Genomic DNA, 23,866 nt, shown 5'->3' with positions numbered 1-23,866 from the left:
CGTGATACCCGACCAAATCACTTCTTTTTAATCACTCCTGAAACATTATCTATCATACTATCTCTTGTTCAAAACCGAAATAGTTTCCTAGTTAATATCTATGCATCAGTTTTTGATATGATTACGTTTGTTTAATTTGATAAACTGAAGATTTCTTGAAACCTCTTTTATTCATGCCTATTTCTAATCTTAATTATCAGTTTTTACAACGGATGGGATCAGATTAAACATTTACCAATTAGTTCTAGCAACATCAAAATCAACTCCTTTTAATGCAGCATCTACTGTTGACAATCATACAATAGTTTCTGAGTCATCAGTTATAATGAATGAACAATTTATCCTTACGGTAATCTTATGGCAATTCCAGATACGCTGTCTGTAGCACCATCAATACTATACATAAATTAAATAGTTTCTCAGTTAATGTGCCTGCTTACTGATTTCCTATTTATCATTACTATAGAATTATAATGATTTAAATTACCTTTCGGCTTTCATATTCATTCTAATTTTAGTTCTTTGAAGTCCGTCTTCATAAACTAAATATCAAATTAAACATACACCTTTGTTGGTAGTATTAAAATCTACTCCTTTTTAACACAACCATTACAAATGGTAATCCTAAAATAGTTCGTGTATCATCTATAAAACAAAAATCGTATTAGCTCCTTAAATCTACCAATAATCATAATTCTTGATAGATTATCTACTTTTCCGTCGACAAAAAAAGTAAATGGTTTACTATTTAGGGGTATAACCTAAGTTACAATTACATATTCATCATTAGACAATATTTAAGCTAGTGTCAAAGCTAAAAATGCGAACAATAATCTTCTCATGGTTAAGTGATTATATGGATCTATACAAATTTAATAGATAAGAGTTTTATAAAATGTAAGCTAGCTTACATTTAAGCTGAATTTTTAAGCAATCTTATTTCTTTTCGATTAAAATCTATAATTTTTTCTTGTTTTAATTCGTTCAATAAAGAGTTTAATGTAGGACGAGAAGTTCCTATGAGTGAGGCAATGTCTTTTTGAGTGTATGGATGTTTTATAACGTGATCTCCTGTTTGATCACATTCATATCCATAATCTTCACATAGCTCATCTAAAAATTCTAACAAACGTGTTTTAGCGTCCTTAAAAAGTAGTAATTCTAATCTTCTTTCAAGTCTTTTTATTCGAAGACCAATAAATTTATAAATCTTGAAACTTATGGAAGCATTATCTCTCATTAATTCAAACATTGTATCCTTAGATACCGGACAGATTGAAGTTGTATTGTCTATTGACTGTGCAAATTCATTTCTCTTATCGATACCTAATAATGCTTTTTCACCGAAGATTTCTCCTTTCGTTAAAATAGCTTTTATTACCTCTTCCCCAGTTTCTGTGTAATAACCTAATTTAACCTTTCCTTGGTCTATTAAATAAATCTTGTTGGCGTTATCATCTGTAAAATAGATATAATCGCTCTTTTTGTAAACATCATTTTCATGTGTCTTTTTATAAGCTGGGTATTTATGTGGACACAATATTTTAAAGAGGTTTACTTCTTCGAAATACCATAAAGCACTCATAGTTTTGCAAGTTTTATACTTTTATGTCTTAAAAAAATGACATTCCTTACAAAAAAAGCTCTGAAAAACAATCAGAGCTTTTTAAAAGTCATGTGTATTTTTATTAAGCGTTTTCTTTCTTAATTAAGTTTAAAGCTGAACCTTCATTAAACCATTCTATTTGACTTTGGTTGTATGTATGGTTTGTTTTAATAATATCTTTTGTTCCGTCTGCATGCACAACTTCAATTGTTAGCTGCTTTCCTGGAGCAAACTGATCTAAATCTAAGAAGTTAAACGTATCATCTTCTTGAATTAAATCATAATCTGATTCATTAGCAAATGTTAAACCTAGCATTCCTTGCTTTTTTAAATTCGTTTCATGAATTCTAGCAAACGATTTTACAATTACTGCAACCACTCCCAAATGACGTGGTTCCATCGCAGCATGTTCACGAGAAGAACCTTCTCCATAGTTTTGATCTCCAACTACTACTGTTGGAATTCCTGCTGCTTTATATGCTCTTTGGGTATCTGGGACACCTCCATATTCTCCAGTTAATTGATTCTTTACAAAATTCGTTTGTTTATTATATGCATTTACAGCTCCAATTAAACAGTTATTAGAAATATTATCTAAATGCCCTCTGTAACGTAACCAAGGTCCTGCCATAGAAATATGATCTGTAGTACATTTTCCAAATGCTTTAATTAATAATTTAGCTCCTTCTACTTTATGCCCTATAGGTCTAAATGGTGTTAGTAATTCTAAGCGTTCTGAATTTGGATTTACTACAACTTCAATACCGCTTCCATCCTCAGAAGGCTCTATATATCCATTTTCCTTTACTTCAAAACCTTTTGGTGGCAATTCCCATCCAGTTGGTTCATCTAACATTACTTCTTCCCCGTTTTCATTTATCAATTTATCTGTAATTGGGTTAAAATCTAAACGACCTGCTATAGCTATTGCAGCTACTATTTCTGGAGAAGCTACAAATGCATGTGTATTTGGATTTCCATCTGCACGTTTTGCAAAATTTCTATTAAATGAATGCACTATACTATTTTTAGGAGCATTCTTTGGATCCTCATAACGCGCCCATTGTCCAATACATGGTCCACAAGCATTCGTAAAAATTTTAGCATTTAACTTTTCAAATACTTCTAAAATACCATCACGTTCTGCTGTGTAACGTACCTGTTCAGATCCTGGATTTATTCCAAATTCTGCTTTTGTAGCTAAGCCTTTATCTAGTGCCTGTTGTGCTATGGAAGAAGCTCTAGATAAATCTTCATAGGAAGAGTTTGTACAAGAACCTATAAGTCCCCACTCTACTTTTAAAGGCCAACCATTTGCATTTGCTTTCTCAGTCATTTCACTACCAGCAACGGTAGATAAATCTGGAGTAAAAGGACCATTTAATAATGGTTGTAATTCTGATAAATTAATTTCAATTACCTGATCAAAATATTGCTCAGGATTAGCATATACTTCAGGATCTGCGGTTAAATACTCTTTAATTTCATTTGCTGCATCTGCAACATCTTCTCTATCTGTAGCACGTAAATAACGTTCCATAGAATCATCATATCCAAAAGTAGAAGTTGTTGCTCCTATTTCAGCTCCCATATTACAAATTGTTCCTTTACCTGTACAAGACATTTCTGTAGCTCCTGGTCCAAAATATTCTACAATAGCGCCAGTTCCCCCTTTTACTGTTAATATTTCTGCTACTTTTAAAATAACATCTTTTGGAGCTGTCCAACCCGAGATTTTTCCTGTTAACTTTACTCCAATTAACTTAGGAAACTTTAATTCCCAAGGCATTCCTGCCATTACATCTACAGCATCTGCTCCTCCTACTCCAATAGCAACCATTCCTAAACCACCAGCATTTACTGTATGTGAATCTGTTCCAATCATCATTCCTCCAGGAAAAGCATAATTTTCTAAAACTACTTGATGAATAATTCCTGCCCCAGGTTTCCAGAAACCAATTCCGTATTTATCTGATACTGATTGTAAGAAATTAAATACTTCGTTACTAACGTTTAAAGCATTTTGCAAATCTTTACTAGCCCCTTCTTTTGCTTGAATTAAGTGATCGCAATGCACAGTAGTTGGAACTGCTACTTTAGTTTTTCCTGCCTGCATAAACTGTAACAATGCCATTTGTGCAGTTGCATCCTGACATGCTACTCTATCTGGAGCAAAATCTACATAGTCTTTACCTCTGGTGAAGGCTTTTTCTGTTGTTTCATCCCATAAATGAGCGTATAGTATTTTTTCTGCTAACGTAAGTGGTTTTCCAACTACTTTTTTTGCAGCATCTACCCTAGCAGGAAATTTAGAGTAAACCTCCTTTATCATATTAATATCAAATGCCATAGAACTGTTTTGTTTTTTAATCTAGTTACTAATTTAGCAAAAAAAGCGATAGTAATCTTGCGTTTAATTATAATGATGATTAATAGAATTATAACTTTTTTATATGAATATATTAATACTATAGTAGAAATAAAAAAGCCTGAACATAAATGCTCAGGCTTAAGTGAATGTATATACTATATTTTTTACATTACTAATTGTTTTTGAGATGGTTTGAATTTCGTTAAAACAATTCCATCTACAGCAGTTTCATATTCTTTCATTGTAGGAGTTCTTCCTAAAATTGTAGATAATACAACTACAGGAGTTGATGATAATAAAGATTCTCCTTTTTTCTCATTAGAATCTTTCACAACTCTTCCTTGGAATAAACGTGTTGAAGTAGCCATTACTGTATCTCCTGGTTCAGCTTTTTCTTGGTTACCCATACATAAGTTACATCCAGGACGCTCTAAATAAAGCATATTTTCATATTTAGTACGTGCTAATCCTTTTGGTGCATTATCATCAAATACAAATCCTGAATATTTTTCTAACACATCCCAATCTCCTTCTGCTTTTAATTCATCAACAATATTATATGTTGGTGGTGCTACTACTAAAGGCGCTTTAAATTCAACCTTTCCTTGTTGTGCTTCAATATTCTTAAGCATTTGAGCTAAGATTTTCATATCTCCTTTATGTACCATACAAGACCCTACGAAACCTAAATCTACTTGTTTAGTACCACCGTAGTAAGATAATGGTCTAATTGTATCGTGTGTATAACGCTTAGAAGGATCCTCGTTATTAACATCTGGATCAGCAATCATTGGCTCAGCAATTTCATCTAAGTCAATCACAACTTCAGCATAATATTTTGCGTTTGCATCTGGTCTTAAAGCTGGTTTATCTCCTGTTTTAATTTCTTCAATTCTCTTTTCAGCTTTATTAACTAAACCTTGTAATACATGTTTCTCGTTATCCATACCTTTTTCAATCATGATTTGGATACGGTCTCTTGCTATTTCTAAAGATTCAATTAATGTTTCATCTTCTGAAATACAGATAGATGCTTTTGCTTTCATTTCAGCAGTCCAATCTGTAAATGTAAATGCTTGGTCTGAAGTTAATGTTCCAATATGAACCTCAATGATTCTTCCTTGGAATACATTTTCTCCTCCAAACTGCTTCAACATTTGTTGTTGTGTTGCATGAACCACATCACGGAAGTCCATAAAACTTCTCATGTCTCCTTTGAAAGTTACTTTTACAGAATCTGGAATAGGCATTGTTGCTTCTCCTGTTGCTAATGCTAAAGCTACAGTTCCTGAATCTGCTCCAAAGGCAACTCCTTTAGACATACGTGTATGTGAATCTCCTCCAATAATTACATCCCAATCATCAACTGCGATATCATTCAATACTTTATGAATTACATCAGTCATTGCATGATATTTTCCTTTAGGATCACGAGCTGTGATTAACCCGAAGTCGTTCATAAACTTCATTAGCCTAGGAATGTTAGCTTTTGACTTATCATCCCAAACTGAAGCTGTATGACATCCTGATTGATATCCTGCGTCTACAATTGGAGAAATTACTGTAGCAGCCATCATTTCTAATTCTTGAGAAGTCATTAACCCTGTCGTATCCTGAGAACCTACAATGTTTACTTCTACACGTACATTAGAACCTGTATGTAAAGTTTTACCTGGCGTAGTTCCAACTGCATTTTTATTAAATATCTTTTCTACTGCTGTTAATCCTTGCCCTTCTATAGAAATTTCTTTAGATGCTGCATATACTTGAGGAATTTCTATATCTAAAACTCTACAAGCAAATGTTTGTAATTTCTTACCAAAAACTACGGCATAAGAACCACCTGCTTTAATGAACTCCATTTTTTGCGGTGTTAATGCTGCAGAAATATCTTTTAATTCTGTATCTCCGTTATATAATTTCTTCTCCTTTGTATTAATAGTAAGTACTGTTCCTGTATCTACAGAATATACTTGTTCTAATACTGGCTCTCCATCTTCATCTAAAATTGTATTTCCTTCTGCATCTTTTTTCTTAACCCAGTTTTTTAAATCAACTCCAATACCTCCAGTTACTCCAACAGTAGTTAAGAAAATTGGTGCTATTCCGTTAGTTCCAGCAATTACTGGTGCAATATTGATAAAAGGTACATATGGACTCGATGAAATACCTGTCCATAATGCTACATTGTTCACACCTGACATTCTTGAAGAACCTACTCCCATTGTTCCTTTTTCAGCGATTAACATAATTCGCTTATCAGGATGTTGTTCTTTAAGAGCCAATACTTCTTTTTGCATTTCTTTGTTATGCTCAAAAATAGATTGTCCGTGTAATTCACGATCTGATCTAGAGTGTGCATCTGCCCCAGGAGAAAGTAAGTCTGTTGAAATATCTCCAACACCAGCTATATATGTTACAACTTCTATTTTTTCTTCTACTTCTGGTAATTCAGTAAAAAACTCTGCTTTCGCATAACTTTCTATAATACTCTTAGCTATTTCACTACCATTTTTATATGCGTTTTCTAAACGCTCTGTATCTGCTTCGTATAAAAACACTTGCGTTTTTAATACTTTAGCTGCTTCTTCTGCTATTGAAGCATCTTTTCCTAATGCTAAGTCTAATAATACATCAATAGACGGTCCCCCTTTCATATGAGATAATTGCTCGAATGCAAAGGCAGGCGATATTTCTTCAACTACTGATTCACCAAGAATAATTTCTTTTAAGAATTTTGCTTTTACACCTGCTGCACTAGTAGTACCTGGTAGTGTATTATAAATAAAGAAGTTAAGTGAATCTTCTCGATGTGCATTATTTACATCTTTTATTTGCGCTATAATTTCACTTAGCAATTCATCTCCGTCAATTGGTTTAGGATGTAATCCTTGTTTTTTTCTTTCTTCGATTTCCTTGATGTAATCTCCGTAAATGTTCATAAATAGAAGTCTTTTCAACGTTAAAAGCAATTCAAGAAATCGTATTTAAACCCCGTATTCCTTGTACTACTTATATAAATTATAACAATGTAATTTGTGCGGTTACATTTTAAAATGCAATCCTACCATTGGTAAATTAACATAAACTTTACTTTACAAAAACTAGTGATGTATTGTTCTTTATCTAATGAACCTTTAAGTTTTATTATAAAGTTACGTGTAACTCTTATCAGCATAATGGTAATAACACACCTTACTGTTAACCTCATTACACACTTTCTTTATTCTCTCAATATCAAAAGCTATGTAGTTTTTATTTACATTAATTTTTGCCGAACAAAAGTACAGCTTTAGGGCTAAATTTAAAAATAAACAACAAAATATCATTATCAATAAAAAATATTCATTGAAATAAATTTAAATCAATAATTCAATAAAAAAAACACTGAAAAAACACTTTTTTTTATGAATTTTAAAATTATAGATGTGTTTTTTTACACATCTTTTTTTTATATTAATTCTAAATAAGAGTTGAAAAAGAAAAGCAGACCAATAAGCCGGATTCTGTAACTTAAAAAGTTCTTATCATTTATCTTGTTTTACAATTACCTGTAAAATCTAGCTGCCTACCCCTTAGAATTGTGCGAGTAACACTTAAGCTCTAATATACGTGGCATTTCACCGCATAGAGTTTACCTGATTTCACTACAGCATTACCTGTACATTCTTTCTGTTGCACTTGTCCTCGATTTACATCGGACGGATGTTATCCGCTATGCTTACTCTGTGGTGTCCGGACTTTCCTCTGAAATTACTTTCAGCGATAAGACTGATCTGCTTTTTATCTATAAGTAATAATGAATTTTATTTCACAATTACTTGTAAATTTTTAAATGGAATAAGGTTTTGTATATCGAAAGTTTTTGTTCTTTGATAACTTGTGACCTGACTTCATAAAAAAACCCACTCAAAGATTGAGTGGGAAAATTGCTATGAAAAAGAAAAAGTATCTAGGACGTCTCCTAGACACTACAAAGATATATATTTTTTTCTTTAACGCAAAAGAAAAAATAAAAAAACTTTATTTTTTTATGAAAACATGTCTTTTACCTTTTCAAAAAAAGACTTGTCTGTTTTTTGTGGGTTTGGAGAAAAGTTTTCATCATCTGCCATAGATTCAAAAAACTTACGTTGCTCCTTAGTTAATTCTTGAGGTGTCCACACATTAATATGTATTAAGAAATCACCATTACCATATCTTTCAATGCTTGGTAATCCTTTACCTTTTAATCGTAAAATCTTTCCAGATTGTGTACCAGCTTCTATTTTAATCTTTACTTTCCCTGTAACTGTTTCTACTTCTTTAGAAGCTCCTAATACTGCTTCAGAGAAATTAATATAAAGATCATAGTGAATATTACTTCCTTCTCTCTTTAATGTTTCGTGTGGTACTTCTTCTATTAAAACTAATAAGTCTCCAGGAATTGAATTTTTACCAGGTGCTTCGTTACCTTTTCCCCCAACTTTTAATTGGACTCCTTCTGTAACACCTTCTGGAATATTAATAGATACTGTTTCTTCTTTAACAACCATTCCTTGTGCATCTGCCTCATTTGGTTTCTTATCTATAATTTCTCCAGCTCCATGACAGCTACTACAAGTAGTTGCGGTTTGCATTCTTCCCAAAATAGTATTGGTAACTCGCATTTGTTGCCCTGTACCATTACATGTAGGACATGTTTTATAGCTAACTCCGTCTGCTTTTACCTTACGACGTACTTTAACCTTCTTCTCTACTCCTTTAGCTATTTCTTCTAATGTAAGCTTTACACGAATACGTAAGTTTCCTCCTTTTACTCTAGCTTGACGTTGTCCGCCACCGCCAAAACCTCCGAAGCCACCACCAAAAGCTCCTCCGAAAATATCTCCAAACTGGCTGAATATATCATCCATATTCATTCCGCCACCGCCAAATCCACCAGCACCACCTTCGAATGCAGCATGTCCAAATTGGTCGTAACGTGCTTTTTTGTCAGCATCACTTAATACTTCATATGCTTCAGCACATAATTTAAATTTTTCTTCAGCTTCTGAATCACCTGGATTTTTATCTGGGTGATACTTAATAGCCATCTTTCTATATGCTTTCTTTATTTCTGAAGCACTTGCCGATTTGGAAACTCCTAATACTTCGTAATAATCTTGTTTTGCCATGTTTTTCAATTATCAGTAAACAGAAATCAATGATCATTAACTTTTTAGTTTCTAATTGATCATTGATTGTGGTTCTTTTTTTATGCTTGCCCTACAACTACTTTTGGGTGGCGTATAATTTTCTCTCCTAGTTTATATCCTTTTTCTACGCAGTCGATAATTTTTCCTTTTAAATCATCTGACGGTGCAGGTATTTGCGTAATTGCATCGTGTGTATCTGCATCAAAACTATCTCCTGCATTTACTTCTACTGCAGCTAATCCTTTATTTTCTAAGGTTTTTAATAATTTTTGATAGATTAACAATACACCTTTTCTTAATTCTTCTGCTTCAGGATCGTCTTCTATATGTGTCAGCGCTCTTTCAAAATCATCTAAAATTGGCAGTAAAACTGTCATTAATTCCTGATTTGCTGTTTTGAATAGCTCTATTCTTTCTTTACTTGTTCTCTTTTTATAGTTTTCGAACTCTGCAAAAAGTCGTAAATATTTATCTTTTTCTGCTTTTAATGCTTCTTCATTATCTGATGCTTTCGCTTCTTCATTTTTCTCTTCAGCTTCATTATTCTCTAGATTTATATCTAAATCACCATTCTCGATAGCATCTTTTATCTCGTCTTCTTTAGTATATTCGTCTTTACTCATTGTAAGTCGTTTCTTTTAATTTTATTACTACTTACTAAGCAAGAATACTGCCATTACTAAAACAATGACATTATGACACGGAAGTCAATTGTTAAAATTGTTAATTATTTCTTAAAGTAAATTTGAGATTTATGGGTATCTTTTTTGTAGTTTCGTGGTTTAAATTTATAAATACCCTAATTATGAAATCTACTTTTTTTAAAGTTTTCGCTGTTGCATTAACATTAACAGCTGTATCTTGTAAGACAAATCCTGCTGAGACTCCAGAGCACAAAGCTTTAGTTGCTGAGCACGAGACAATGATGAAAACTCATGAAGAAATTGAAAAGCAACATGCTACTATGAATGATGATCACAGTAAAATGGTTGTTGCTCATAAAGATGTAGAAAATGACTCTTTACATGTAGTAAACGAAAAAACTCACGCTGCTATTTTAACTTCTCATACTTCTTTAGTTGAAAAGCATAAAGCTTTAATTGCTGACCACAAAGCATTAGAAGAAAAGCATGCTACTGGTGCTATTAGTCTTGAAGAAATGACTAAAGACCATGAAAATTTAAAGAAGCAACATCAAGAAATGCTTGATGAGCACCATAAAATGCTTAAAGAGCATGAAACTGTAAAAACTGAAGATGCTAAAATGTTAGAAGAGCATCAAAAAGAAACTACTGAAGAGACTACAGAAGAAAAAAAATAAACATTCTTTTATAATCTAATTTGAAGGTAAAGGCATCTGGTTTTCAGATGCCTTTACTTTTTTATTCATAATATTTTTCCCTATTCATTTTGGCTTTTTTTATTTTTTAACATTTTTCAACAGTATATCAAAGTATTTTTTTGATATTTTTAGATAGTTTTTAACCAAATATTAATTAAAAAAGTCCCTTTGGAATTATGAAAAAAAACTTTTTAAACATTGAAGGTGTTACTACTTTAAGTAAAGCACAACAAAAAGAAGTTAACGGAGGATTTTCTCCTGAAAATTTAATTGGTTACGGAGATATTAGCAAATGCGGTTGCGATTGCGGTGGTTCTGTAACTGGACCTGCATACTGTAGTGAAATTATGGCATGTATACATGTTTACAGATGCGATGACGAAAGTTAAAAATTGGCTTAACAATTTTAATAAAGGCACTTCACTAGTGTCTTTATTTTTTACTTCAATATAAAGGTATCATTGATCCTTTATGAGTTAATCTAAAAATTTACTCTACTTGATATTTAGAGTAAACTCAACCAAACTATTAATTTATAAAAAGTCCCATTGAAATCATGAAAAAAGATTTTCTAAACATTACGGGTGTTACTACTTTGACCAAAACCCAGCAAAAAGAAATTAGTGGTGGAATTATTCCAGATTTAAGTAAATGTGAATGTACTTGTGCTGGAGTTGTAACTGGTCCGATTTATTGTGCTAAGTTTATTTCTTGTCCACAATACTACTGGTGTGACGACACTCCTACCATGTAAAAATTAGTTGTATTCAAAAGATGTTAAAACTTAAATATCTTTTCAAAATTCAACTTAAACTAAATGAATTTAATCAAATTATTAATTTAAAAAGTCCCATTGAAATTATGAAAAACAATTTTTTAAGTATTGAAGGTATTACTCCTTTAACTAAAACACAACAAAAAGAAGTTAGTGGAGGAATTACACCAGATTATAGTAAATGTAAATGTGAGTGCGGTCATGCTGTAGGACCTCTTTATTGCTTTGTAATGAAATGTCCTCAAATACATTGTGATCCAGAAATATAAAACAAAAAAGCAGCTACTAAGTAGCTGCTTTTTTATTTATTATATGAAGTAATTATTCAATTCTTTCAATCTTAGCTCCTAAAGCCTGTAATCTTTCTACAATACGCTCATATCCTCTATCTATTTGTTCAATATTATTAATAATACTTGTTCCTTTAGCTGATAAGGCTGCAATTAATAAAGAAATACCGGCACGTATATCTGGAGATGTCATTTTAGTAGCTTTTAGCTGGCTTTCAAAATTATGTCCAATAACCGTAGCTCTATGCGGATCGCATAAAATTACCTTTGCTCCCATATCTATTAATTTATCTACAAAGAACAATCGGCTTTCAAACATTTTTTGATGAATAAGTACCGTACCTTTCGCTTGTGTAGCCACAACTAATACAATACTTAATAAGTCTGGTGTAAAACCTGGCCAAGGAGCATCTGCTACTGTTAAAACAGAACCATCTATGTAGTTTTGAATTTCGTAACTATCTTGTTCTGGAATGTATATATCATCTCCTTTTTTTTCTAACTGAATTCCTAGTTTTCTGAATACATTTGGAATTTGTCCCAAATCTTTCCAACTAACATCTTTTATTGTTAGTTCAGATCTAGTCATTGCTGCCATTCCTACCCAGCTTCCAATCTCGATCATATCAGGTAAAATACGATGTTCACAACCTCCTAAACTTTCTACTCCTTCAATAGTTAGTAAGTTAGATCCAACTCCTGAGATTTTAGCTCCCATGCTATTCAACATTTTAGATAATTGTTGAATATAAGGTTCGCAGGCTGCATTGTAAATAGTAGTAGTTCCTTTGGCTAATACAGCTGCCATGATAATATTAGCTGTACCTGTTACAGACGCTTCGTCTAGTAACATATCTGTTCCTATTAAACCATTTTCTGCTTCTACACCGTAGAAATACTCTTCTTTATTATAACGGAATGTTGCTCCTAAGTTGATGAATCCTTCAAAGTGTGTATCTAAACGACGACGACCAATTTTATCTCCTCCTGGACGTGGAATGTATCCTTTTCCAAAACGAGCCAATAAAGGTCCAACGATCATAATAGAACCTCTTAAGGAACTTCCATCTCTCTTAAAGTCTGCGCTCTCTAAATACTCTAACTTGATTTCATCTGCTTGAAAGCTATATGAATTAGCACCTAATTTTTCAATTTTAACTCCTAACTCTCCTAAAATGAATATCAATTTATTGACATCTATAATATCTGGTATGTTATTAATAACCACCTTTTCTGGAGTAAGTAAAACCGCACATATAACCTGTAATGCTTCATTTTTAGCTCCTTGAGGTGTAATAACTCCCTTAAGTCTATGCCCTCCCTCTATTTTAAATGATGCCATTTATTTTTTTCTATTTTTTGTATTTTTATTGGTATTTGTTTTTTTCTTTCCTTGGGTAGATCTTGTTCTTAGTAAAAGCTTACTATCTACTAATTCGTCTTCTTTCCCTCTATAATCTATTTTTCCATCAGAAAGTTCAAATAAATGGTCAAAGATTACAATATCATCTACATTATCTTTATTCCAATTGAGGTAACACTTTTTCATATGATTCGCAATTGTATATACCAATGCTTCTTTCATATCTCCTTCATCCCATGTAAGTGCTACATCGATCATTGTTTGGATATTTGTTCCATAAAAACGATACTTAGAAGCTGACTTAGGATAAGGCAATGAATCTGGTTTCTCTCTCAATTCTTCCTTAGATGGCTGTTCATAAGGAGAATCTACATCTAACTTAAAGTCAGACATAATATGCAATTGATCCCAAAGTTTATGTTTAAAGTCTGGCACATCACGTAAATGTGGTTGTAAATTTCCCATTACATCTATGATTGCCTTAGCCATTGTATTTCTTTCTTCTTTTGTTGGTAAGCTTACACAATGATCTACTAGTTTTTGTATATGTCTCCCATATTCTGGGATGATTAATTTTGTTCTTTCTGAGTTGTATTCTAAATCAAACGTCATTTTCATTGTTTATTTATTGCAAAGTAAGGATTAATTACCAATTATCAGTTATTAGTTATTAGTTCATTGACAATTCGTAATTGTTAATTGATGAGATTATCCTATTACTTTAAGTTTAGCAAATTGTAATAATAATTTCTTTTTTCCTGCTGTTGCAAATTGAATTTCTGCTTTTTTATTTGGACCTTTTCCTTCTAATCCTACTACTTCACCTTTTCCAAACCTGTTATGTTCTACAAAGCTTCCAACTACTACTTCGCTATCAAATAAATTTGTTTTAGAGGAAGTAACATCAGATACTTTTTTCATTTTTCCTTTTGGAGGTACAAGTTTATTCGATTTCTTATCCATAAACTCTTTCCTTTTCTTTTGGATAGGTTTTTGAAAACGAATCTTTTTAGGCGCATCATCAAACAAATCGGTATCTATAAACCTATTCATTTTTGGTTCAGGTAGTTTTGGAGAAATATACTCTAGATATTGATCGTCTATCTCTTCTAAGAAACGACTTGGTTCTCCATCTGTTAATTTCCCCCATCTATATCGAGTTTGTGCATATGTTAAATACGCTTGTTTCTCCGCTCTTGTTAATGCTACATAAAATAAACGTCTCTCCTCTTCTAATTCACTTCGTGTATTCATACTCATTGCAGAAGGAAATAAACTTTCTTCTAAACCAACGATATATACATATGGAAATTCTAATCCCTTTGCCAAGTGAATTGTCATTAAAGAAACTCTAGGCTCTTCATCTTTTTTATCACTATCAAAATCGGTAGCCAATGCTACATCTTCTAAGAAAATAGGCAAAGATGCATCTTCTCCTGCTTCAATTTTATCTGTAATAAAATCTTTAATCCCGTTTATTAATTCCTGAACGTTCTCAACTTTGCTAATCCCTTCTGGCGTCCCATCTTTTTGTAAGTCTTTCACCAATTGAGTTTTCCTTACTACTAAATCTGCAACTTCAAAAGCATTTTTTGTTTGTGCTTCAATTTGAAGTCGTTGAATCATATTCGCAAAGTTCTCTAGCTTGTTCTTTGTTCCTGAATTTATTTTAACATCTAAGTTGCCTAAATTTAGGATTACTTCAAAGATTGACTTTTTATAATGATTTGCAGCAATAGCTAGCTTATCTATTGTAGTTTGCCCAATACCTCTTGCGGGGTAATTAATAATTCTTTTTAGTGCTTCTTCATCATTAGGGTTTATCAAGATTCGTAAGTACGAAAGCAAGTCTTTTATTTCTTTACGTTGGTAAAATGAAATACCTCCATATATTTTATACTTGATATCTTTTTTACGCAAAGCATCTTCCATTGCTCTAGACTGCGCATTGGTTCTATATAAAATAGCAAATTGATCACTTTTAAGCTGATGGTTCATTTTATTATCGAAAATAGACTGTGCTACAAACCTACCTTCTTCTCCATCAGAAATAGTTCGCATGACCTTTATAGAACCTCCTGCATCATTAGCTGTCCAAACTTCTTTATCTAATCTCGTTTTATTCTTTTCGATTACCGAGTTTGCTGCATTCACAATATTTTTAGTAGAACGATAATTCTGCTCTAATTTAAATGTTTTAACATCTGGATAATCTTTCTGGAAGTTTAAGATATTTTGAATATTTGCTCCACGGAAGGCATAGATACTCTGAGAATCGTCTCCTACTACACAAATATTCTGGAAACGATCTGCTAATGCTCTTACAATTAAATACTGCGAATGGTTGGTATCTTGGTACTCATCTACCAATATATAACGGAAACGGTTTTGATATTTAGCTAGTACTTCTGGAAAACGTGCTAATAACTCATTCGTTCTTAATAATAAATCATCAAAATCCATAGCTCCAGACTTGAAACATCTATCTACATATTCTTTATAGATATCACCTGTTTTAGGTCGACTTGCCATTAAATCAGCTTCTTGTAAGTCCGAATTATTAAAATAAGCTCTAACAGTAATTAAGCTATTTTTAAACGATGAAATTCTACTTAAAATTTGCTTCGGTTTATAACGATCTTTATCAAGCTTCATTTCTCTGATAATGGTCGTGATTAAACGAACAGAATCTTGACTATCGTATATCGTAAAGTTTGATGGGTATCCTAATTTATCTGCTTCCGATCTTAAAATTCTAGCAAATACAGAGTGAAAAGTTCCCATCCATAAATTTTTAGCTTCGCTATGTCCTACAACTTTCCCAATTCTTTCTTTCATTTCTCGCGCAGCTTTGTTGGTAAACGTTAGTGCAAGAATATTAAAAGAATCCACTCCTTGTTCCATTAAATATGCAATACGGAATGTTAATACTCTTGTTTTACCAGAACCTGCTCCTGCAATAATAATCATTGGGCCGTCTTTTTGTAGTACTGCCGCTCTCTGTGGTTCGTTAAGTTGTTCTATATAAGTATTCAATGAATGTAAAATTGTAAGTAATGAAAAGCTAAAATAATTCTTTATTTCTAGTTGTGTAACTAACCTCGTTTAAATTTATTCACAATCATTACTAATAAGCTCTGAGCGGCTTTATTACCATTCCTTTGTAATCTTTTATTGTAAAAACAAATTGTATATTTACCTTATTATTAAAACCGATTGCACATAGCTGCACTACCCTCATTAAACCTATAGCTCATTTATTATGAAACAAAAAATTTATACACTTCTTACTTGCTTATTAGCTTCGTCGGTTTTCTCTCAGAGTTTATCTAATGATTATAAAAACATAGAGAAAAAAGTGATTGAATGGAGACGTTATTTCCACCAAAATCCTGAACTTTCAAATAGAGAATTTAATACTGCTAAAAAAATTGCAGCTCATTTAAAATCGCTTGGTATAAAAACACAAGAAAATGTGGCTAAAACAGGTGTTGTTGGTATTCTAAAAGGCTCAAAGCCTGGTAAAGTAGTTGCTTTACGAGCAGATATTGATGCGCTTCCTGTTGTGGAAAGAAATAATTTACCTTTTAAATCTACCGTCAAGACTACTTATTTAAATAAAGATGTAGGTGTAATGCACGCTTGTGGACACGATACACATACAGCTATTTTAATGGGAGTAGCTGAAATATTAGCTAAGCATAAAGATAAAATTAAAGGAACTGTTAAATTTATTTTTCAGCCTGCAGAAGAAGGGGCTCCTGAAGGTGAAGAAGGCGGAGCTGAATTAATGGTAAAAGAAGGTGTATTAAAAAATCCTGATGTAGATGCTATTTTTGGTTTACATATTTCTTCTGGTCAAGATGTAGGAACTATTGCTTACAAACCTGGAGGAATTATGGCAGCTTCTCAAAGTTTTAAAATTAAGGTAAAAGGAAAGCAATCACACGGATCTAGACCATGGGCTAGTATTGATCCAATTGTTATTTCAGCTAAAATAATTGATGGCTTACAAACAATTATTAGCCGTGAAGCGGAGTTAACAAAAGAAGGAGCAGTAATTACTGTTGGAAAAATTGATTCTGGAGTTCGAAGTAATATCATTCCTGAATCTGCTGAAATGATTGGTACAATTCGTACGTTAGATTATGATATGCAAAAACAAATTAATGATCGTATGAAAGAAATGGTTCCTGCAATAGCTAAAGCTTATAGAGCTGAAGCTACTATAGAAATTGAAAAAGGATATCCTATTACTTTTAACGATATTAAACTAACAAAACAGGCACTTCCTACATTACAAAATGTAGCTGGTAAAGATAAAGTTATAGAAATTAAAGCCATTACTGGTGCTGAAGACTTTTCATTCTTTCAAAAAGAAGTTCCTGGATTTTACTTTTTTCTAGGAGGAAAAACTGTTGGCAATAATAATCCGTACCCGCATCACACCCCAGATTTTCAAATAGATGAAAGCGGTATGTTATTAGGTGTAGAAACTATGACACAACTAGCATTGGATTTTTTAAATAATTAATAATACAAACTGAATATATATAATACATGGAAGACAAAATAATTGAAGGGTTAGCATTTGCCTTGCCTGCACTCGTAACTGGAGGAGTTGCTTATTTTATGTTTAGCGCTTTTCTAGAAAGAGATGAAAAAGAGAAAAAGTTTGAAATTTTAATGAATAAGAAAAAAGAGAGTTTACCGGTTAAATTACAAGCTTATGAACGTTTGATATTATATTGTGAACGAATTAATCCTGCTAAGCTCTTAACTCGTGTAAATCCTATTGGAAATGATGCCGATAGTTACGCACATTTACTTATTGGAAATATTGAACAAGAATTTGAACATAATTTAGTGCAGCAAATTTATGTAAACGAAGATGCTTGGAAAGCTTTATTAGGATCTAAACTTGCTATTATTAACAAAATAAGAAGCACTGCCGAAAACAGTGATAACGCAAAAGAGTTAAGAGAAAATCTTTTAATTGATTATTCTCAGATTGAGAGTCCAACCGAAACTGCTGTGGCCATTATTAAACAAGAAGTAAAGAAGCTTATATAAATAAAATAAGTTCTAAAAATATAAAAAGGTTACACAAATGAAATTGTGTAACCTTTTTTAATACAAGTGTAATAAAGGGGGAACTAAACTTTTTTAAATTATTAGTTAAAGTAAACTTTAGAAGCACCTAATGGAGCATCTACAGTTTTTAACTCTTCTTTAGTTGTAACATTAAATACATTCATCTTACTTATATCTGTAAAACTTGCATCTAATGCATATAGTTTTGCATCTTTTACAGCGATTCCATATAAGAAACCTGTTGCACCTGTTACTAATTTAGTAGTAGGTAAAGTAGTAGCTGTTTCAGACATCTCAAAAACATCATTTCCTACGTTGTAGTATATATTGTTATCTGCTACATACATTAAGCTTGGGTGAACTCCATCAGCAAAAACAACTTCAGAATCAACTTCTAATGTATTTGTGTTTATTGTAATAATAGCTCCAGCTGTTTCATTTCCAGTCCATGCTTCATTTCCTCCTGCTAACACGATTAAGTTTCCATTTGTTTTAAAACCTAATTCATCTGGCTTATCTTTTACATCAATAACTTTCTCAACAGTATCTGTTGTTGTATCGATAACAGTTATTTTATTATTACTTCCATAACCACCTTTATGAGATACAAACATTTTACCATTTTGATATACAATTTGTTCAGGCCCTACTACTACATTAATTTTAGAAGTAACTTGTAGTGTAGTTAAATCAACAACAGCTACAAAATCATCATCTATATTATCTCCAAAAGAACCTGCACCCCAATTGGTAATATATCCTTTATTTCCTGCTATTGCCATAAATCTAGGAACTTGAAGTCCTGTTGATATTTCTCCCTGTTTTTCGAAAGTATATCTATTTACAACCGTTACTGTATTCTGGTTATCTACTACTATATATCCAGTATCTCCATTAAAAGTCATCGATTGTAAGAATGTTCCTAAGTCAACTCCGTTAACTTTACTGTAAATTTTACTTTCTACAGTCGTATAGTCATTAGAAACAAATGATATTGTAGCACTACCTGCACCTGAACCTTCTCCAGTAATTAAAACACCATTTTCATAATCTCCTTTTGGTCCTTGTTCATTATCATCACTACAAGAAGCAAGAAAAAGTACACTTGTTAATAATAAAGCTTTAAAAATGAAATTGATTTTTTTCATTGTTTAGAATTTATAGTTTAAATTAAAATTGTAATTAATTCCAGGCATGGGTCTATTTTGAACGATTTCATAATCTGAGTTTAGAAGATTATTAACCTTTAATCCTACACCTAATTGTTGTTTTTCTGTATTTATTAATTTGTAATTCACTCCTATGTTTGAAACAAAGAAACGATCTACAACAAAATCCAACGAGTTGCTTTCTGTAGTAAATACCTGATCATTAAACAGCTGCTGGTAAAACATTGACCATTTCCCTTTTGATACACTTAAATTTATATTAGCTATATGCTTAGGTACAAAGGGAATTAATCTATTTGTATTCTTATTTTTTGCATGAACGAACACGTAGTTTAACCTAAGGTTCATTTTATAATCATTAAAGAAATTGTAACTTATTTTAGAAGTGAGTTCTATTCCTTGATTTAACGTTTCATTTAAGTTAATTGGCACCCAAACACCTGGTCTATTTGGATCTCCATTGGGAGTCCAAACTATCTTATCTTTAGTATCAATATTAAAATAAGCTACATCAATAAAAACATTGCTACTCTTGTATCCCAAACCTAACTCTCCTTGAAAAGAAGTTTCAGGGATTAAATTTGGATTTCCCTGCCCCGGCCAAAAAAGATCGTTATAAGTAGGAACTCTAAAATTTCTTGAAGCATTTGCTCTTATAAAAAAAGAATAGAATGGTTTTAATTTAAATCCAGCAGCATAGCTTAATGGAACTTTAAAGTCTGAATTATATTCTTTTCGTATTTTAAGATCATACGAAAAATTAGGTTTTACTTTATGATCGAAAATAAACGATTGAGAAAATTCAGTTCTATACTGAGGTAGAATTTGGTCTGTCCTTCCCTTTACACGTTCAAATCTGGTATTAGAGGTTAAAGTTGCATTTAACTTTTTAAAGTTATAATCTGCTGTAAGATCTGAAAAAGCACGTTTCGATTGCCCGAAATTAAAACTACCTGTCTCTTTATCATCAAAAAAGCGATATTCTTGAAATAAATAGGCTAAACGACCTGTTAATTTTAAGTTGTTTAAATTATACGTTAACGATAATAGATTTCTATAATTTATATCTTTATATTGATCATTTGCTGCTGTAGGGTTTGGCAGTTCTCCAGAAAACAATCGATCTCCAAAATAATACGTCATATAAGCATCTAAAACTAACCTCTCAGAAAACTTATATGCATTTGATAAATTAATAGTGTAATTTTTATAGGCACCATTTGCATTTCTAAAATCTGAATTTATAAATGGATAATCATTATCTGAAGTATTAAATGAAAACCCTAAATTAAATGCATATTTAGAGGAATTATACTTTAGCTTGTATAATGAGTTAATTGTTGTAAAACTACCTACTGCAGTAAAAATTTGATGTTGAAGTTTCTTTTTTTCGGAGAATGTCAATACATCATTCAAATGAATAGTTCCTCCAATAGCTCCAGACCCAAACTCTATACTTCCTCCTCCACTCCTTACATTTAGCTCATCATAGAGCCCTACTGTTAGTGAATTAAAACCTGTTTGCCCATTATTTATAGAATTAATATTTATACCATTCCAAACCACTGCAGTATTAGAAGCACTAGTTCCTCTAAAACTTGGAGAGCTTGTTCCTCCTTGTCCAAATTCTCTAAAATAAATAGGTGTATTAAAACGGAGTAAACTAGTGAATGATTCTACATTATTTACAATAACAGAATCATTTATTTTTAATAATTTATAAGCTTTAGATGTTTTCGACAATCGTTTATTTGCCTGAATTACTACTTCATTCAAACGATTAAATATTGTATCGCTTTGCGCACTAATTATCTGAGCACTAACAAACAGTAAAATAAATATTAATCTTCTCATTAAAATCCACATAAAAAACCTTTAAGCCCGAAGGTTTGTTAGTAATGAATTTTTGGCAGGTCTCCTGGCTTGCGTCTTGTAACTTACCTTCCCGCTTTCGCAGTGGTTAAAGAGTAATAGCTACAAGCTTTTCAGCTTACAGTTGCGGGTACAGCTTCGGTTTTACACCGAATTCCCTTTTAATTTTTTTCAATTGAACATTGAAGAAAAACCAAAAATTTGGACAAATGTATCGTATATTTATAAATTAATAGCTACTAAATCGTGATAATTTGCGAATTTAACTTTTAAATCTTCTGAAATAGTGTAGTGTTCTGGATGAATCATAGCTGCTAAACATTTTATACCATCTACCAACGTGCTTGCAGATGATTGAGTAAACATTGCAAAATCTGCTATAAATACTTGTTTATTTTTCACGGCTCTTAAAGAACTCCATTCTGCTCTTTCAGTTAGGAATTTCATATCTTCCATAGTTCTTTCAATTCCATAACCACAAGGTGCTATTACCAATACTTCTGGATCATACTTTACAATCTTATCCCACGATATTACAATACTATCCCCTGAAGGATGCGATAATAAATCTATTCCCCCGGCAAAACCTATTTGATGAGGAATCCAATGTCCACAATTGAATAAAGGATCTATCCATTCTAATAACATGATACTTTTAGACTGAATTTTATGTTGTCTTTGTACATCTACAATCTCATAGATTTGTTCTTTTAAATTCTCTATGTAAGCAATTCCTATAGCTTCTTTCCCCATGGCTTTAGCTACTGTCAATGCATTATCGAATACATCTTCTAAAGAATTTGGAGTAATAGAAATTAATTCTGGAACTTTGGGTAATTTATATGCTGATCTAGCTACAGATTCTGTATCTATTTGACATACATCACATACATCTTGTGTAAAAATAATATCGGGAGCTATGTTTTCTAAAAGTGGCTCATCTACATAATACAAAGTTCCTCCATCTGCTTTTGTTTTAGAAAAGATTGCATTAATTTCTTCACTAGTTAACACTTGTCCTTCCAGCTTGTATTTTACCACAACTTGCTTTTCTTCTAAAGCTTTTGTTGGACATTCAAATGTTATTCCATCTAACATATCTTGCAAGCCCATATCATAAATCATCTGTGTAACAGCTGGCATAAAAGAAGCTACTTTCATAATTGTATTTTATTTCAGCAAAAATACATAGTTCTTAAGGATAACTTTCTTTTCTAAAAAATCTTTTCAATCTTTGCTTTCAAATTATTTCTTCTATATGATTTATTACATCACAGGTGGTGAACGTTCTGGAAAAAGCAAATACGCGCAAGAATTAGCCGAGTCTTTATCTAATACTCCATATTATTTAGCAACTTCAAGAATATGGGATGAAGATTTCCAAAAACGTGTAGACAGACATATTTCGGATAGAGATGAACGTTGGACTACTATTGAAGAAGAAAAGGACATTAGTAAAGTAATATCAGAAAACACTACAGTTGTTATTGATTGTGTTACATTATGGTTGACTAATTTTTATTTAGATACCAAAAACGATGTCAACAAATCTCTAAAGCTAGCTAAAGATCAAATAGAATTACTCACCAATATTAATGCTAATATCATTATTATTTCAAATGAAATAGGGATGGGATTACATGCACAAACAGAAGTTGGCAGAAAATTTACAGAATTGCAAGGATGGGTGAACCAATTTATTGCTCAAAAAGCAGATAAAGCAACATTTATGGTTTCCGGGTTACCTTTAACTTTAAAATAATAGTATATAAATGATTACACCTATCTCAAAAGAGTTACATACACAGTTACAAGAGAAAATAGATTATAAAACCAAACCTATTGGTGCACTTGGTACTTTAGAAACCATTGCTAAACAAATAGGTGCTATTCAAAATACATTAACTCCTAAAATAGTAGCACCTACTATTGTTGTTTTTGCAGGAGACCATGGTATTGTAAAAAACAAACCTGTGAGTCCTTATCCTCAAGAAGTAACGCAACAAATGGTGTTAAACTTTTTAAATGGAGGTGCTGCAATTAATGTTTTTTGCAAACAGCATAATTTAAATTTACATATTGTAGATGCTGGTGTAAATGGTGTATTTGAAAAATCAGATGTATTACTAGATTACAAAATAGCTATGGGAACGAAAGACTATAGCCAAGAACCTGCTATGTCTGCTACTGAAGTGAATACTGCTTTAGAAAAAGGGCGAACTATTGTAAAAAAAATACATGAAAAAGGCACCAATGTTATCGGATTTGGAGAAATGGGAATTGGTAACACTTCTGCTGCATCTTTATTAATGAGTTATTTCACCAAAACTTCTATTGAAGCTTGTGTTGGTAGTGGTACTGGATTAGATGATAAAGGTATTCAGCAAAAAGCAACTATTTTACGAGAAGTGTATGATAAACATATTAATAATATTAACACTCCTATAGATGTATTACAACATTTTGGTGGTTTTGAAATTGCAATGATGTGTGGTGCTATGTTAGAAGCTGCTGAGTTACAAATGACATTGTTAATTGATGGTTTTATTGTTACATCAGCATTATTAACGGCATATTACATAGATCAAAATATAATAGAATATTGTATTTTTTCTCATACTTCTGGCGAACAAGGTCATAGAAAAATGTTAGCACACTTAAACGCTATACCGCTTTTAAATTTAGGTATGCGATTAGGAGAAGGTTCTGGAGCTGCTGTTGCTTTTCCAATAATAAAATCGGCTGTAAGTTTCCTAAATGAAATGGCTACTTTTAAAAGTGCCAGTGTTTCTGAAGCGAATGAGTGA

General features: G+C 32.0%; 19 protein-coding genes, 1 other RNA gene and 1 riboswitch. Of the genes, 8 read left to right on the top strand and 12 right to left on the bottom strand.

The features are described from left to right. Positions 1 to 913 precede the first annotated feature (913 nt). The 6 genes from ACKTTC_RS04840 to ACKTTC_RS04815 all read right to left on the bottom strand — a co-directional run bounded on the left by ACKTTC_RS04840 (position 914) and on the right by ACKTTC_RS04815 (position 9,777). Positions 914 to 1,585 (bottom strand): Crp/Fnr family transcriptional regulator, encoded by a 672-nt coding sequence (locus ACKTTC_RS04840; protein WP_408038674.1) that lies wholly within the window; start codon positions 1,583 to 1,585, stop codon positions 914 to 916. 103 nt (positions 1,586 to 1,688) lie between these two features. Then, the gene (locus ACKTTC_RS04835) at positions 1,689 to 3,956 is read right to left on the bottom strand and encodes an aconitate hydratase (RefSeq protein ID WP_408038673.1); all 2,268 of its coding nucleotides are present in this window, start codon (positions 3,954 to 3,956) and stop codon (positions 1,689 to 1,691) included. Positions 3,957 to 4,141: 185 nt separating this feature from the next. Continuing rightward, positions 4,142 to 6,919, bottom strand: a complete 2,778-nt coding sequence (locus tag ACKTTC_RS04830) for a bifunctional aconitate hydratase 2/2-methylisocitrate dehydratase (protein WP_408038672.1) — start codon at positions 6,917 to 6,919, stop codon at positions 4,142 to 4,144. 537 nt (positions 6,920 to 7,456) lie between these two features. After that, an RNA gene (gene rnpB / locus ACKTTC_RS04825) (RNase P RNA component class A) lies at positions 7,457 to 7,760 on the bottom strand. Positions 7,761 to 8,008: 248 nt separating this feature from the next. Continuing rightward, positions 8,009 to 9,133, bottom strand: a complete 1,125-nt coding sequence (dnaJ, locus tag ACKTTC_RS04820) for a molecular chaperone DnaJ (protein WP_408038671.1) — start codon at positions 9,131 to 9,133, stop codon at positions 8,009 to 8,011. A gap of 80 nt (positions 9,134 to 9,213) precedes the next feature. Beyond that, entirely contained in the window at positions 9,214 to 9,777 is a 564-nt protein-coding gene (locus ACKTTC_RS04815) for a nucleotide exchange factor GrpE (protein WP_408038670.1), read from the bottom strand. Positions 9,778 to 9,959: 182 nt separating this feature from the next. Here ACKTTC_RS04815 and ACKTTC_RS04810 point away from each other — a divergent pair, with 182 nt between their 5' ends. From ACKTTC_RS04810 to ACKTTC_RS04795, 4 genes are all read left to right on the top strand, one after another. Further along, complete coding sequence (locus ACKTTC_RS04810) at positions 9,960 to 10,475, top strand: hypothetical protein (protein WP_408038669.1); 516 nt, start codon at positions 9,960 to 9,962, stop codon at positions 10,473 to 10,475. A 197-nt stretch (positions 10,476 to 10,672) separates the two neighbouring features. Then, the gene (locus tag ACKTTC_RS04805; RefSeq protein ID WP_408038668.1) at positions 10,673 to 10,885 is read left to right on the top strand and encodes a hypothetical protein; all 213 of its coding nucleotides are present in this window, start codon (positions 10,673 to 10,675) and stop codon (positions 10,883 to 10,885) included. Between the two features lie 206 nt (positions 10,886 to 11,091). Continuing rightward, complete coding sequence (locus ACKTTC_RS04800; RefSeq protein WP_408038667.1) at positions 11,092 to 11,250, top strand: hypothetical protein; 159 nt, start codon at positions 11,092 to 11,094, stop codon at positions 11,248 to 11,250. 107 nt (positions 11,251 to 11,357) lie between these two features. Continuing rightward, complete coding sequence (locus tag ACKTTC_RS04795) at positions 11,358 to 11,540, top strand: hypothetical protein (RefSeq protein ID WP_408038666.1); 183 nt, start codon at positions 11,358 to 11,360, stop codon at positions 11,538 to 11,540. 52 nt (positions 11,541 to 11,592) lie between these two features. Here the strand turns inward: ACKTTC_RS04795 and murA are convergent, their stop codons facing one another. The 3 genes from murA to ACKTTC_RS04780 form a co-directional block, all read right to left on the bottom strand. Then, entirely contained in the window at positions 11,593 to 12,903 is a 1,311-nt protein-coding gene (murA, locus tag ACKTTC_RS04790; protein ID WP_408038665.1) for a UDP-N-acetylglucosamine 1-carboxyvinyltransferase, read from the bottom strand. After that, positions 12,904 to 13,536 (bottom strand): DUF4290 domain-containing protein, encoded by a 633-nt coding sequence (locus ACKTTC_RS04785; RefSeq protein WP_408038714.1) that lies wholly within the window; start codon positions 13,534 to 13,536, stop codon positions 12,904 to 12,906. It lies immediately after the preceding gene. A 96-nt stretch (positions 13,537 to 13,632) separates the two neighbouring features. Beyond that, on the bottom strand, positions 13,633 to 15,960 hold the full coding sequence (locus tag ACKTTC_RS04780) for an ATP-dependent helicase (protein WP_408038664.1): 2,328 nt from the start codon (positions 15,958 to 15,960) through the stop codon (positions 13,633 to 13,635). Between the two features lie 226 nt (positions 15,961 to 16,186). Between ACKTTC_RS04780 and ACKTTC_RS04775 the strand changes: the two genes are divergently transcribed. Together ACKTTC_RS04775 and ACKTTC_RS04770 are read left to right on the top strand one after the other, a co-directional pair. Continuing rightward, a complete protein-coding gene (locus ACKTTC_RS04775; RefSeq protein ID WP_408038663.1) occupies positions 16,187 to 17,458 on the top strand; it encodes an amidohydrolase in 1,272 nt (423 codons plus the stop codon). 26 nt (positions 17,459 to 17,484) lie between these two features. Then, positions 17,485 to 17,997: a DUF7935 family protein gene (locus tag ACKTTC_RS04770; RefSeq protein ID WP_408038662.1), complete on the top strand. Its 513-nt coding sequence runs from the start codon at positions 17,485 to 17,487 to the stop codon at positions 17,995 to 17,997. A gap of 101 nt (positions 17,998 to 18,098) precedes the next feature. Here ACKTTC_RS04770 and ACKTTC_RS04765 read toward each other — a convergent pair whose 3' ends face one another. The 3 genes from ACKTTC_RS04765 to ACKTTC_RS04755 all read right to left on the bottom strand — a co-directional run bounded on the left by ACKTTC_RS04765 (position 18,099) and on the right by ACKTTC_RS04755 (position 22,220). Further along, positions 18,099 to 19,166 carry a YncE family protein gene (locus ACKTTC_RS04765; RefSeq protein WP_408038661.1) on the bottom strand — a complete coding sequence of 356 codons (1,068 nt, stop codon included), beginning with the start codon at positions 19,164 to 19,166 and terminating at the stop codon, positions 18,099 to 18,101. A gap of 3 nt (positions 19,167 to 19,169) precedes the next feature. Beyond that, on the bottom strand, positions 19,170 to 21,041 hold the full coding sequence (locus ACKTTC_RS04760; protein WP_408038660.1) for a TonB-dependent receptor plug domain-containing protein: 1,872 nt from the start codon (positions 21,039 to 21,041) through the stop codon (positions 19,170 to 19,172). Between the two features lie 37 nt (positions 21,042 to 21,078). Next, positions 21,079 to 21,272: riboswitch (cobalamin riboswitch) on the bottom strand. Between the two features lie 9 nt (positions 21,273 to 21,281). Beyond that, the gene (locus tag ACKTTC_RS04755) at positions 21,282 to 22,220 is read right to left on the bottom strand and encodes an ABC transporter substrate-binding protein (protein ID WP_408038659.1); all 939 of its coding nucleotides are present in this window, start codon (positions 22,218 to 22,220) and stop codon (positions 21,282 to 21,284) included. A 97-nt stretch (positions 22,221 to 22,317) separates the two neighbouring features. Between ACKTTC_RS04755 and ACKTTC_RS04750 the strand changes: the two genes are divergently transcribed. Beyond that, positions 22,318 to 22,821: a bifunctional adenosylcobinamide kinase/adenosylcobinamide-phosphate guanylyltransferase gene (locus ACKTTC_RS04750; protein WP_408038658.1), complete on the top strand. Its 504-nt coding sequence runs from the start codon at positions 22,318 to 22,320 to the stop codon at positions 22,819 to 22,821. A gap of 10 nt (positions 22,822 to 22,831) precedes the next feature. Further along, the gene (gene cobT, locus ACKTTC_RS04745; RefSeq protein ID WP_408038657.1) at positions 22,832 to 23,866 is read left to right on the top strand and encodes a nicotinate-nucleotide--dimethylbenzimidazole phosphoribosyltransferase; all 1,035 of its coding nucleotides are present in this window, start codon (positions 22,832 to 22,834) and stop codon (positions 23,864 to 23,866) included.

Origin of the sequence: Tenacibaculum amylolyticum, assembly GCF_964511145.1 — a bacterium.
Classification (GTDB): Bacteria; Bacteroidota; Bacteroidia; order Flavobacteriales; family Flavobacteriaceae; genus Polaribacter; species Polaribacter amylolyticum.
The sequence above is the reverse complement of the archived record's forward strand: the minus strand, read 5'-3'. Positions and strand labels throughout refer to the sequence as shown.